The organism is Bradyrhizobium sp. SZCCHNRI20481, from assembly GCF_032485055.1.
In the GTDB taxonomy this organism is placed as follows: domain Bacteria; phylum Pseudomonadota; class Alphaproteobacteria; order Rhizobiales; family Xanthobacteraceae; genus Bradyrhizobium.
Genome location: NZ_JAUEUE010000006.1, coordinates 204,927 through 217,956 on the forward strand (window position 1 = coordinate 204,927; position 13,030 = coordinate 217,956).

General features: G+C 64.7%; 10 protein-coding genes, 1 tRNA gene and 1 pseudogene. 7 read left to right on the forward strand and 5 right to left on the reverse strand.

Going from position 1 to position 13,030, the window contains the following annotated elements; genetic code table 11:
* Positions 1-2: 2 nt before the first annotated feature.
* The 7 genes from QX132_RS11755 to QX132_RS11785 all read left to right on the forward strand — a co-directional run bounded on the left by QX132_RS11755 (position 3) and on the right by QX132_RS11785 (position 7,633).
* Positions 3-767 (forward strand): ABC transporter ATP-binding protein, encoded by a 765-nt coding sequence (locus tag QX132_RS11755; protein ID WP_315773242.1) that lies wholly within the window; start codon positions 3-5, stop codon positions 765-767.
* Entirely contained in the window at positions 764-1,486 is a 723-nt protein-coding gene (locus QX132_RS11760) for an ABC transporter ATP-binding protein (RefSeq protein WP_315773244.1), read from the forward strand. The genes QX132_RS11755 and QX132_RS11760 overlap by 4 nt, the downstream gene beginning before the upstream one ends.
* Complete coding sequence (locus QX132_RS11765; RefSeq protein WP_315773245.1) at positions 1,483-2,493, forward strand: branched-chain amino acid ABC transporter permease; 1,011 nt, start codon at positions 1,483-1,485, stop codon at positions 2,491-2,493. Before QX132_RS11760 ends, QX132_RS11765 begins: the two co-directional genes overlap by 4 nt.
* The gene (locus QX132_RS11770; protein WP_315735395.1) at positions 2,490-3,560 is read left to right on the forward strand and encodes a branched-chain amino acid ABC transporter permease; all 1,071 of its coding nucleotides are present in this window, start codon (positions 2,490-2,492) and stop codon (positions 3,558-3,560) included. The genes QX132_RS11765 and QX132_RS11770 overlap by 4 nt, the downstream gene beginning before the upstream one ends.
* A 204-nt stretch (positions 3,561-3,764) precedes the next feature.
* On the forward strand, positions 3,765-6,866 hold the full coding sequence (locus QX132_RS11775; protein WP_316161234.1) for an EAL domain-containing protein: 3,102 nt from the start codon (positions 3,765-3,767) through the stop codon (positions 6,864-6,866).
* A gap of 145 nt (positions 6,867-7,011) precedes the next feature.
* Positions 7,012-7,416 (forward strand): YccF domain-containing protein, encoded by a 405-nt coding sequence (locus QX132_RS11780; protein WP_315773251.1) that lies wholly within the window; start codon positions 7,012-7,014, stop codon positions 7,414-7,416.
* 140 nt (positions 7,417-7,556) lie between these two features.
* Positions 7,557-7,633: transfer RNA gene (locus QX132_RS11785), tRNA-Arg, on the forward strand.
* A 240-nt stretch (positions 7,634-7,873) separates the two neighbouring features.
* Here QX132_RS11785 and QX132_RS11790 read toward each other — a convergent pair.
* From QX132_RS11790 to QX132_RS11810, 5 genes and pseudogenes are all read right to left on the reverse strand, one after another.
* A pseudogene (locus QX132_RS11790) lies at positions 7,874-8,539 on the reverse strand (transposase); the annotation flags it as partial.
* Positions 8,540-8,621: 82 nt separating this feature from the next.
* Complete coding sequence (locus QX132_RS11795) at positions 8,622-8,852, reverse strand: hypothetical protein (RefSeq protein WP_315784290.1); 231 nt, start codon at positions 8,850-8,852, stop codon at positions 8,622-8,624.
* 465 nt (positions 8,853-9,317) lie between these two features.
* Entirely contained in the window at positions 9,318-10,097 is a 780-nt protein-coding gene (locus tag QX132_RS11800; protein WP_315797241.1) for a GntR family transcriptional regulator, read from the reverse strand.
* 12 nt (positions 10,098-10,109) lie between these two features.
* The gene (locus QX132_RS11805) at positions 10,110-11,387 is read right to left on the reverse strand and encodes an MFS transporter (RefSeq protein ID WP_316161359.1); all 1,278 of its coding nucleotides are present in this window, start codon (positions 11,385-11,387) and stop codon (positions 10,110-10,112) included.
* Between the two features lie 282 nt (positions 11,388-11,669).
* Entirely contained in the window at positions 11,670-13,028 is a 1,359-nt protein-coding gene (locus tag QX132_RS11810) for a sigma-54 dependent transcriptional regulator (RefSeq protein WP_315797240.1), read from the reverse strand.
* Between the last annotated feature and the right edge of the window lie 2 nt (positions 13,029-13,030).

The following is a 13,030-nucleotide window of genomic DNA, read 5'->3' on the forward strand; positions in this document are numbered from 1 at the left end:
ACATGGCCCTCACCCTCGAAACCCGTGACCTCACCATCCGTTTCGGCGGTCATGTCGCGGTCAACAGTGTCAGCTGCAGCTTCCGGCCGGGCGAGCTGACCGCGATCGTCGGGCCCAATGGCGCCGGCAAGACGACCTATTTCAACCTGATCTCCGGGCAGCTGCGTGCGTCCTCCGGCTCCATCCTGTTCGATGGCAAAGACATCACCACTCTCTCGGCTCCGCTGCGCACCCGCGCCGGGCTGGGACGTGCGTTCCAGCTCACCAACCTGTTTCCCAATCTCAGCGTTGAGGAGAACGTGCGGCTCGCCGTCCAGGCGCAGAGCGGCGTGCACTATGACCTGCTCCGCCCCTGGATGGCGCGGCGCGACCTGATTGCGCGCGCTGATGCGATCCTCGACCAGGTCGCGCTCGGCGGCCGCCGCAGCGTCACCGCGACGACGCTGTCGCATGGCGACCAGCGCAAGCTCGAGGTCGCGCTGATGATGGCGCTCGAGCCGAAGGTTTTCATGTTCGACGAGCCCACCGCCGGCATGAGCATCGACGAGGTCCCTGTCGTGCTCGACCTGATCGGCAGGCTCAAGCAGGACAAGAGCAGGATCATCCTGCTGGTCGAGCACAAGATGGACGTCGTGCGCTCGCTCGCCGACCGCATCATCGTGCTGCATAACGGCCAGCTGGTCGCCGACGGCGAGCCGGCGGAGGTCATCGCCTCGCCCATCGTGCAGGAAGCCTATCTCGGCGTCGCGCCGCGGAGCGCGGCATGAGCACGCTACTGAAGCTTGCGGGCGTCGAGACCTATATCGGACGCTATCACATCCTGCAGGGCGTCGACTTCGAGGTGCCCGAGGGCCAGACCACGATGCTGCTTGGCCGCAACGGCGCCGGCAAGACCACGACCTTGCGCACCATCATGGGGCTGTGGCAAGCGAAGACCGGCACCATCACGCTCGCGGGCGAAGCGATCGAAAAGCTCGCGACGCCCGACATCGCGCGGCGCGGCGTCGGCTACGTGCCCGAGAGCATGGCGGTGTTCTCCGACCTGACGGTCAAGGAGAACCTGGTGCTGGCGGCGCGCAACGGTCCGCTCGACGATGCCCAGCTCGCCTGGATCTTCGGCTTCTTTCCAGCCCTGAAGAAGTTCTGGCTGTCGCGCGCCGGCAGCCTGTCCGGCGGCCAGAAGCAGATGCTGTCGATCGCGCGCGCGATCGTCGAGCCGCGCAAGCTGCTGCTGATCGACGAGCCGACCAAGGGCCTGGCGCCGGCGATCGTGGTATCGCTGATCGAATGCCTCAAGGAGATCAAGCGCCGTGGCGCCACGATCCTGCTGGTCGAGCAGAATTTTCACGCCGCGCGCGAGCTCGGCGACCAGGTGCTGGTGATGGACAACGGCACCATCGTCCATCGCGGCGAGATGGCCGCGCTCGCGGCCGACGTGCCGCTGCAGGAGCGCCTGCTCGGCCTCAGCCTGGAGGCGCATCAATGAGCGAGATCGCGGCAACCGATGCGCTGCCCAAGCCGAAGCGCGACATCGCGCCGCTGCTGCTGCCGGTCGTGCTGGCGCTCCTGATGATCCCGCTGGTCGGGTCAGCGAGCTCCTGGGTTACCCTGACGGTTGCGAGCCTCGCGATGGGCATGATGATCTTCATCATGGCCTCGGGCCTGACGCTCGTATTCGGCCTGATGGACGTGCTCAATTTCGGCCACGGTGCCTTCATCGCCGTCGGCGCCTACGTTGCGACCCTGGTGCTGCTGCCATTGGCGGGCTGGGCCCAGTCCGACTCGCTGCTGACCAATCTCGCCGTCCTCGTCCCGGCTGCGCTGCTGTCGATGGGCGTGACCGGCGCGCTCGGCCTGGTCGTCGAGCGCGTGCTGGTGCTGCCGGTCTACGGCCAGCACCTCAAGCAGATCCTGATGACCACCGGCGGCCTCATCGTTGCCGAGCAGACCCTGTATGCGTTGTTCGGCCCGCAGATCATTCCCATGCCGCTGCCCACGGCGTTGCGTGGATCCTTCATCATCGGTGACGTCGCGATCTCGAAATACCGGTTGCTGGCCATGCTCGTCGGCTTCGCGATCTTCGTCGCCATCGAGCTGGTGCTGAACCGGACCAAGATCGGCCTGTTGATCCGCGCCGGCGTCGAGAACCGCGAGATGGTCGAGGCGCTCGGCTATCGCATCCGCCGGCTGTTCCTCGGCGTGTTCATGACCGGCTCGGCGCTGGCCGGCGTCGGCGGCGTGATGTGGGGGCTGTATCGCGAGCAGGTGCATGCCTCGATCGGCGACGAGCTCACCGTGCTGGTATTCATCGTCGTGATCATTGGCGGGCTCGGCTCGATCACCGGCTGCTTCATCGGCGCGATGCTGGTCGCGATGGTTGCCAACTATGGCGGCTTCCTGGTGCCGAAGCTCGCCCTCGTCTCCAACATCCTGCTGATGGTCGCCGTGCTGATGTGGCGGCCGCGCGGCCTCTATGCGGTGACCAGCCGATGATGATCCTGTCCGGCGACCCACCGCGCAGCCGCGCGCTGTCCATCCTGCTCACCGTCATCATCCTGGCACTGCTGGCGACACCCTTCATCTTTCCTGGCGCCAAGGCGCTCAACGTCGCCGCCAAGATCTGCATCTTCGCCGCGCTGGTCGCGTCCTACGACCTGCTGCTGGGCTACACCGGCTCGGTGTCGTTCGCGCACACGATGTTCTACGGCATCGGCTCCTATGCGATCGCGATCGCGCTCTATGGCCTCGGCCCCAATTGGACCGCGGTCGCGGTCGCCGTCGCGGCCGGGCTGCCGCTCGCATTGCTGCTGGCGCTCGCGATCGGCCTGTTCTCCCTGCGGGTCGAGGCGATCTTCTTTGCCATGATCACGCTCGCGGTCGCCTCGGCCTTCCTGGTGCTGGCGTCGCAATTGTCGTGGCTGACGGGCGGCGAGGACGGCCGCAGCTTCCAACTGCCGGAGCTCCTGCGCCCGGGCACCGTGTTCATCAGCAAGGACTGGTTCGGCTTCCCGATCAACGGACGCATCCTGACCTATTACCTGGTGCTGTCGGTCTGCGCACTGATGATCCTGGCGCTGCTGCGCGTCGTCAACTCGCCGTTCGGCCGCGTGCTGCAGGCGATCCGCGAGAACCGCTTTCGGGCCGAGGCGCTCGGCTACCGCACCGTCTTCCATCTCACCTATGCCAACTGCATCGCCGCTGTCATCGCGGCGTGCGCGGGCATGCTGAACGCGCTGTGGCTGCGCTATGCCGGCCCCGACACCTCGCTCGCCTTCTCGATCATGCTCGACATCCTGCTGATGGTGGTGATCGGCGGCATGGGCACGATCTATGGCGCAATCATCGGCGCGGCGATCTTCATCCTGGCGCAGAACTATCTCCAGGCCCTGATGGGCATCGCCTCGACCGCGGCGGCGGACGCCGGCCTGCCGCTGCTGCCGGGCCTCCTGCATCCCGACCGCTGGCTGCTGTGGCTCGGCCTCCTGTTCATCGCCAGCGTCTATTTCTTTCCGACCGGCGTCGTCGGGCGCCTCCGCAACAAGCCGGGCGCGACACGCTGAGCTGCAAGTACCCTTAAAATTCCGCGCTGCGGCGCCGCCGCAGCTTTGGCCGCACGGTATTCGCATGCGGAAATTATCGTTTGCCGCGAAGTTTCGACGCGCCCTTAAGCGACGGCTAACCGCATTTCCTAACCGGTCCGGCACCAGTGCCTTGTTATCAAGCTTGCTTGCAACAAGTCATTTCCTCCCCGGGTCGATCAAGGCATGCAGGGCGCAGCAGACACGTCAGGGACCGGCGGTAGCGAGCCGGAACGGATTGGCACGTCCCTCTGGCGCGGTCCGGTGCCATGGCTGATCGCGTGCGGCGCGCTTCTGACCGCAGCGATCGTCATCGGGACGATCGTCATGGCCAGCGGCTTTCGGACACGTGCGATCGCCAACAACGAGCGCGAGCTCGAAAATACCGTGCTGCTGTTGAGCCGGCATTTCGCGCAGCAGTTCGAAGATGCCGAGACCGCGGTGTCGCATGCGATCCACCGCATGCAGCTCGGGTCGATCGGTTCGCCGGAGGCGTTCCGGACCGAGATGGCAAAACCCGAGATCAGCGAGATGCTGCGGTCTCAGGTCAGTGGCCTGTCCTATATGGGAGACCTCACGATCATCGACGTCGACGGCAATTTCGTGAACTGGTCGTCCAACGACCCGCTGCCGGCCATCAACGTCGCGGACCGCTCCTACTTCAAGGACCTGCAATCGGCATCGCGGCCGGACAGCTTCGTGATCCTGCCGGTCATGAGCCGCGTCACCGGCGGCTGGGCGACCATCGTCGCGCATCGCCTGAACGGCCCGAACGGGGAATTCCTCGGCCTCCTGACCCGCCGGGTGGATCCGCACACCTACGAGACGTTCCTGGAATCGATGGCTCTCGGGAAGGGCTCGTCGATCATGCTGGTCCATTCCGACGGCGCCGTGCTGGCGCGCTACCCGCACGCCGAATCCCTGATGGGCGCCAGGATCGGGAACGACGAGCTGCTGAAGGGGGTCGCGGAGAGTGGCCTGCGCACGACCCTGCTCACGAGCTCCGTCGACAACCTGGAGAAGATCGCGTCCGCCTCCAGGATCGGGCGCTTCCCGCTCGTCATCTCGGCCAATAGGCTGGTCGACGATGCGCTCGCGGACTGGCGATCGCAGATGGTGCTGCTCGTAGGTGCGGCGATGCTTGCGATCGCGGTCATCGCCCTGACGTTCAGCCTGATGATCCGGCAGATCGTGCGACAGGGGCGTGCGGCAACGCGTCAACTGGAGACCGAGAAGCAACGGGTCGAGACTGCGCTGGACAACATGACGCAGGGGCTGATCTCGTTCGACGCGAACGCATGCGTCGTGATGTTCAATCAGCGCTTCATCGACCTGCTCGGCCTGTCCAGAGACGCGATCAGGCCCGGTGCCCACCTCAGCGAGGTCATCGCGCACTGCAAGGCGCGCGGATCCTTCAACGGCGACGTGACCGACTTCTGCGCCGACATCATCGACAGAGCCGCAGCAGGCGGCACCTCGCAGATGATCGCGGAGGGCGGAGCCGGACGCTTCTTCAACATCATCGACAAGCCGCTGGCGTCGGGCGGATGGGTCACGACGATCGAGGACATCAGCGAGCATCGCAGGATCGAGCAGGAGCGCGACCGCAACTACGCATTCCTGCGCGAGATCATCGACCACATCCCGTCACACATCATGGTCAAGGACGTCCGCGACCGCCGCTACGTGCTGGTCAACCAGTCGACCGAGCAGCGCTTCGGCGTGCCACGCGACGAGATCGTCGGCAAGACGGCGTTCGACCTGCTGCCGCGACCGGTCGCGGAAAAGGTGACGGCGGACGACGACCGGGCTCTGGAGCAGTCGGACGGGCTGTTTCTCGCCGAACATCCCTGGCAGAGTCCGGGGCTGGGCTTGCGCTACATCACATCGCGGCGCATCGCCGTCGCGGATGATGCGCAGCGGCCGCGCTATCTGATCAACGTGATCGAGGACACCACGGAGCGGCGGCTGGCCGACGAGAAGATCGCCCATCTCGCACATTTCGATGCATTGACCGAGCTGCCGAACCGCGTGCTGTTCCAGGAGCGCATCGACGAGGAACTGGAACGCGTGCGCCACGGCACCTTCTTCGCGCTGCTCTACATCGATGTCGACGAGTTCAAGGGCATCAACGATTCGCTCGGCCATCATGTCGGCGACGAGCTGTTGAAGACGATCGCGCGCCGCATCGAAAGCTGCCTCGCGCCGGAGGATATGGTGGCCCGGCTCGGCGGCGATGAATTCGCGGTGCTGCTGGCCACCGTTGCGGACCGGGACGAGGTCATCGTGGCCGTGAAGGAGATCCTCGACGCGATCCGCAAGCCCTATAAATGCCTGGGCCACCAATTGTCGACCGACGCCAGCATCGGCATCGCGCTGGCGCCCCAGGACGGCGTCGAGCGCGACCAGCTGACCAAGAATGCCGACCTCGCAATGTATGCCGCCAAGGCCGGCGGCCGCCGCACTTTCCGTTTCTTCGAGCCGGCGATGGATGAAAACGCGCGCGCGCGGCTGCAGTTGCAGCAGGACCTGCGCCAGGCGATCACGGAAGGCCAGTTCGAGCTGCACTACCAGCCGCTGCTCGGCTTCAGCGAGAACGTCATGACCGGCTGCGAGGCGCTGTTGCGCTGGCGTCATCCGGAGCGAGGGATGGTGCCGCCGCTCGACTTCATTCCGCTCGCCGAGGACACCGGGCTCATCAACGAGATCGGCGACTGGGTGTTACGCACCGCCTGCGCCGAGGCCGCGCATTGGCCCGCCGACATCCGCATCGCCGTGAACGTCTCGCCCGTGCAGCTCAAATCGCCGACCCTGGCGCTGCGAATCGCAGGCGCGCTGTCGGCGGCCGGCCTTGCGCCCGAACGGCTCGAGGTCGAGATCACCGAGGCGGTGCTGATCAGCGACGACGACGCCGCGCTCGGCATCCTGCACCAGTTGCACGACATGGGCGTGCGCATCGCGCTCGACGATTTCGGCACCGGCTATTCGTCGCTGAGCTATCTAAAGCGGTTCCCGTTCGACAAGATCAAGATCGACCGCTGCTTCGTCAGCGACATCGGCGCCGGCAGCTCGTCGGCGATCGTCCAGGCGGTGGTGAGCATCGCCGCCGCCAGCAACATGACGACCACGGCCGAAGGCGTCGAGACCGGGGCGCAGCAGACGGCGCTGCGCCAGCTCGGCTGCACCGAAATGCAGGGCTATCTGTTCAGCGCCCCGAAGCCGGCGGCCGAGTTGCGCAAGCTGTTTGCCCTGGAGGCGGCGGCAGGGGGCCTGCAGGTCGCCGGCTGAGCCGGCTCGACGGCACGGTCCACGCCCGGCCGCCCCGGCCGTGGCTGCGGCGCGAGGCCACGCAGATTTCGACGACCGGCCCGCTACCGGCCTCGGCGCGGCGTTCCTATATCCGGAGCGGCAACAACGGAGTTGGCAGGTCGTCATGCAGCCGGTTTCCTTGCTTCTGAACATCCTCTGGATCCTGTGCGGCGGCGCCTACATGGCGTTTGGCTGGCTGGTCGCCGCGGTCGTGATGGCGATCACGATCGTCGGCCTGCCCTGGTCCCGCGCCGCCTTCAACATCGCCGCCTATACGCTGCTGCCGTTCGGCTCGCGCGCGGTCCGCCGCGACGAGCTCACCGGCATGGAGGACGTCGGAACCGGCGTTCTCGGCCTGCTCGGCAACATCATCTGGTTCGTGCTGGCCGGCTGGTGGCTGGCGCTCGGCCACCTCCTGACCGCAATCGTGCTCGCGGTGAGCATCATCGGCCTGCCCTTCGCCTGGGCCCATCTGAAGCTCGCCGGGCTCGCCTTGTGGCCGATCGGCAAGACCATCGTGCCGGCGTAAGGCGGTCGGCGGGAGCGGGCCGGCCGCGCCCCCCGCCGAACTGCCCGCGTGCCTCGCGGCGCGAGCGGCCGTCCGCCCGGTCCGGGAGCATCCAAGGCCGTTGCCGTCGCCGGGGCAATCGGCTAAACGATTTGCCGTACGCACCCGTAGCTCAGCTGGATAGAGCGTTGCCCTCCGAAGGCAAAGGTCACACGTTCGAATCGTGTCGGGTGCGCCACTCAATCAATAGCTCTCTCGGAAGTCGGGAAGAGCCCGCGACACATCCCCCGCAGCTACTGACCGTATTTTGCGTTCAGCGCCAAAGGCGCCTTCGCCCCGATTGGATTTGGTCGTCAGAAGCCAAGTGATGTGCTTGAATTGCGTAGGCGTCCGGTGAAGGCCACGGGCCGAGCGACTGCTCTGGACGGTCTGGAGCGGCTCGATCAGGCGGCGGCCGATGTCTGGGCGGCCTGCCAGCCCAGGGAAGCAGATCGGCGAGCTTGCTGGCCGGATGGTCGGGTAGCTTGGCGAGGACGTCGGCGAGCCAAGCCTGCGGGTCGACGTTGTTGAGCTTGGCGGTCTGGATCAGCGTGTAGATGGCGGCAGCGCGGCGGCCGCCTTCGTCGGAGCCGGCGAAGGTCCAATTCTTGCGGCCGAGGGCCACGGCGCGCAGCTCGCGCTCGGCCGTATTGTGAACACCTCCCAGCGCTTGAGGCTGTAGTCGATTGCTTTTGCGGTCTCGCTCTTGCCGGACAGCTTGGTACGGCGTTCGCGCAGGAAGCCGTGGAGCTCGTCGACGAGTGGGCGGCTGCGTGCGTCGCGCACGGCTTTGCGTTCGTGAGCCGGTAGACCGTTGATCTCGCGTTCGATCGCAAACAGCGCGTCGATCTTCGCGATCGGCGCCTTCTTCAGCCGTGCGATCTCAAAGAACTTGCGCCGTGCATGCGCCCAGCAGCCGACCTCGATGATCGGGCCCGGCTTGCGCGCAGCCGTGCAGCCCGTATTTGGCGAACAGGATGTGCGCCAACAGGCGCGGTCCCGCTCGTCCGCGCGAGATCGGATGGAACGGCGCCGGCGGCTGCGTGATCGCCTCGCAGGCGCGGCAGGAGAACTTCTCCCGTACATGCTGGATCACCTTCCACTGAGCGCCAGACCGTCGAAGCCCTTGCGCATGTCGGTATGGCCTGTCGCAAGCCAGACCCGGGTGCCGGAGGGGATCGGGATCGTCATCGCGAACCCGCCTGGAGCGCCGCGATCACCGCGGTCACCGTCGCGACATCCGCCGCGCCGCTGATCCGGATCTTGGCCTCCGCCCCGAGCTCTACTTCGATCAGCCCCTGCGTTGGAGCTGCCGCCGCGTGAGGATCGGCTGCGATCGTCAAGGCAGCGAAACCCGGCGCGGCAGCCTCCTTGCCGCATAGCTGCTGGCGCCAGCGAAACACCTGGCTGGAATGCACCCCGAACGCTCGCGCCCCCCCAGGATCGTCGCTCCCGGTTCTAACGCTGCAGCAACGACACGCTTCTTATCGGCCCGCGACCAATGCCGCCGTCGCCGCTCCGACGTGATCACTTCCACTTCCACTTCCGCTTTAGCCATAGGACTGGCTCCAGGACTAGTCCTATGGCTTCAACAAGCGTCAGCTCCGACGCAAGGCGGCCGTCGCCGGGGGCTTACCTTGCTCGCGGAAAACCGCGGCCGCTGCTCGCCGACCGTGAACGGTTCGAGCGCAACTATCAGGAGTGGCTCCTTGCGGTCGGCTGCACACGTCCGCAAACGTCGAGTTAGGTCGGCACGAGACTGCAGCTAAAGACTAGTTTGCCAGTCCACACGAACGCAAACGACCCACCAGCTCGATCGATGGCAACGATCGACCATCGAACTTCGCGGGCGCCGTGAGTGCGAGACCATTAGGTGGGATGGTTCAGCCTGCAGCGGCGGCAATGGCCCAGCGAGATCTGGCTTCCCGTATCAATTCTGGCAAATTTGCAGTCGTTCGGTGCATGTGGGCTTCCAGGCGTGCGCACGCGCGCGCGGCGTTCTGGCTGCGGACGCCGTCCGCGATATCAAGACAGTCACGGAGCTCGGAGTCCGGATCGGCGTCTCGGGAGATGACGAGGCATCGAATATACCGGCTGCGGTCGTTGAAGTTTTTTATCATTCGCAGCATCTCCTCGTTCCTCGATATCTGCGCGATCTGCTCGAACACCCCCTCGATAGCGGCAGCATAATGCTTGGCGCGATTCCTTGCCGAATTCGCGGGCGGAAGCGCCGCCATTCTCATCGCGCTTCGGCCAAAGCGTACGGCCGACGATGGCTCCAAAGCCTTCCTGAGATTATGCGCGAGCACCAGCCGAGCAAACTCATAGAGGTCCTGCAGCTCCGCTGCGTCCGGGACCCTCGAGAAGAAGCCTCGCTTCGGAACGATATCAATCAGCCCCTCGCCATGAAGACGCTCGAGAGCTTGTCTCACCGGTGTCGCGCTCGCCCTGACATAGTCAGCAAGCTGTTCGATGCGCAGGTGCTCGCCTGGCAAAATGATCTTCGACTCCGACGTCAACTCGTAATGTGTGACCAATTCCTTGATTCGGGCGTAGGCAACATCGACTCGATTGAATTCGCTGTCCATATCGATACCTGCTGCGCGAGGATTGCTGATCCGGCGGGCTTGAGCCGAAGGCTGCGCGGCGCGTCGCGCGCTCATGCGACGCGTCGCTCATCGCGCTTTCTGCTCACGATCGATCGCCGAGTGCCGCCGGGTGTCGCGCATGGTGAGATAGACGACGAGAGAGGTCGCAATGCAGCCGGTGAGGTAGAAATAGAACCAGCTTTCGTGACCGATCGACTTGAACCAAAGCGCGATCGACTCTGCCGTGCCGCCGAAGATCGAAACGGTCAATGCATATGGCAGCGCTACGCCCGTTGCTCGAATTGCAGTTGGGAACAGTTCGGCCTTGACCACCGCATTGATCGAGGTATAGCCGGATACGATCAACCACGCCGCCGCGATCAGGAGGAATGCGGTGAACGGGTCGTGGACTCCCTGCAGCGTGTTCAGAAGCGGAATCGTGAACAGAGTTCCGCCCAGTCCGAACCCGATCAACAGCCATTTGCGTCCGATGCGATCGGAAAGGGCGCCATAGAGTGGCTGCAGCACCATTGCGAAGATCAGGCTACAGGCCGTGACCATGGTCGTTTGATCATCGGTCAGCTTGACGGATAGCTTCAGGTATTTCTGCATGTAGGTGGTATAGGTATAGAAGGCCGCAGTCCCCCCCATTGTTAGTCCAACAACAAGCAAGACTTCGCGTCGGAACTGACCCAGCGCGCGCAGCGAACTCCCCTGTCTTGCCGACTTCGCGCGGGTGAATACATCCGTTTCGTGCAGGTTGCGGCGCATGACGGCGGCCACGACGGCCAGCAGCGCGCCGATGACGAACGGAATACGCCAGCCCCATCCACGAAGCTGCTCCTCCGTCAGAAGCACCTTCTGCAGGACCAAGAGAACGACGATCGCGCAGAGCTGGCCGCCAATCAACGTCACATATTGGAAGCTGGAATAGAATCCGCGGTTCTTTTCGTCCGCGACCTCGCTCAGGTAAGTTGCGCTGGCGCCATATTCACCGCCTAGGCTAATTCCCTGCACGATTCGCGCGAAACCAAGCAGGACCGGCGCCGCAAAGCCGATCGACGCATAGGTGGGCGTCACGGCGATGATCAGCGAGCCGAAGCACATCATCAAGACCGACAAGGTCAAGGCATTACGGCGGCCATGATGATCTGCAAAATGGCCGAATAGCCAGCCTCCGAGTGGGCGGACAAGAAAGCCGGCGGCAAACAGCAGCGCGGCGTTCAACTGCTGCACGACCTCGTCGCCCTCAGGAAAAAACGATTTGGCGAAATACAACGCAAACGCGGCATAGGCGTAGAAGTCATACCATTCCACCAGATTTCCGACCGAGCCGACGAAGATCGCGCGCAAGCGGCTACCCATCCCAAGGCCGTCACGGCGTGCTTCATCGGCGGCCGCAACGAGGGTGGGGCTGATAGCTCGCTCAAACTTCATGGCGTCCTCCGAGTGCACGTTTTCTTAGGCTCTAAGGCCAATCGTGCTCATGCCTGAGCAACCCGCGTGCCAGCCGGCGGCGGCCGCCGATCGCGCCGCCAAACAAAGCCATTTCAGATGGTTGCATGCGCCTCGCGTGAAACGGGCTCGCCGCGCTAAGCGGAATTCCGCCGATCCGCGTCGGCGCGTGAGCGGGAATCCGCCTCGTGCCTAGCAGGAGGTTCGGCTGGGTCGCAGCAAGCCGTATCTTGCCATTTTTTCGTTGAGCGTCCGCCGTGGCACGCCGAGACTTTCCATAACCGCTACAACCGACCAGTTGTGCTCCAGCAAAGACGCCTCGATCAGCATGCGCTCATAAGCTGCGACACGCTCAGAGAGCGAGCGCCTTGCGCCCGCTCCCTGGGCTCGCCGCAGAATTTCCGCGACGCGGCGACCCGTTGCGGCCAAGCCGAGCGCGTAGCGTTCAGCCACGTTCTTCAGTTCTCGAACATTGCCAGGCCAGTCATGGGTCAGCAGTGCATCGAAATCCTCGGCTCCGAGTGGCGTCAGGTCACGGCCGCTGCGCCGGGCAGCTTCCCCGGCAAAATGCTGGAATAGCAGCAGCACGTCGTTGCCCCGTTCGCGCAACGGCGGGAGACGGATCTCAGCCGCTGCCAGGCGGAAGTAGAGATCGGCCCGAAAGCGGCCGCTGCGGCTGTCCGCGGCGAGATCGGCTTTCGCGGCCGCGATCACACGGACGTCGACCGGGATCAGCCGGTTCGATCCCACCCGCTCGACCACGCGCTCCTGCAGAACGCGTAGGATCTTGACCTGGAACGCGTGTGGCATGCTTTCAATTTCATCGAGCAGGAGAGTTCCGCCGCTGGCATGTTCGAACTTCCCGATGCGAGCCCCGCGTGCACCAGTGAACGCGCCCGCCTCGTGACCCAGCAACTCGCTCTCGAACAGCTCGGCGGGTATAGCCGCGCAATTCACCGCAACGAATGGAGCTCGTGCCCGCGGACCGAGGTCATGCAGTGCGCGAGCGACGACCTCCTTTCCCGTGCCGCTCTCGCCGAAGAGGATCACATCCCTGTCGTGCTCGGCGAGCTCGCCAACGGACTTTCGCAGCGTGGCCATCGCGGGCGATGTCCCGAGGAGACGTCGCTCCAGCTCACCTTCGGCGCCGAGCCGGCTCGTGAGATGCCTGAGTTGACGCTTCAATCCTGATTGTTCTGCCGCCCGTGCCAGCACGGCAGACATATGATCCGGGTTGGCAGGTTTCTGCAAAAAGTCGTAGACACCCTCGCGCATGGCCGCTACCGCGAGTGCAACGTCGCCGTGAGCAGTGAGCAGGACGACCGGAATGTCGGGATCGATTCGCTGCACGTCGCGCATGAGTTCGATGCCGGATCGATGCGGCATCCGGAAGTCGGTCAGTACCACGTCAGGCAGCTCGGCCTGAAGCATCGACAGCGCCTCGTCAGCATTTCGGGCTGTGCGCGCTTCGAAGCCGCCCAGCTCCAGCCATTGTCTGATCGAGCTGCGAACGATCTCCTCGTCGTCAACGACAAGAATCGATTTGCTCATCC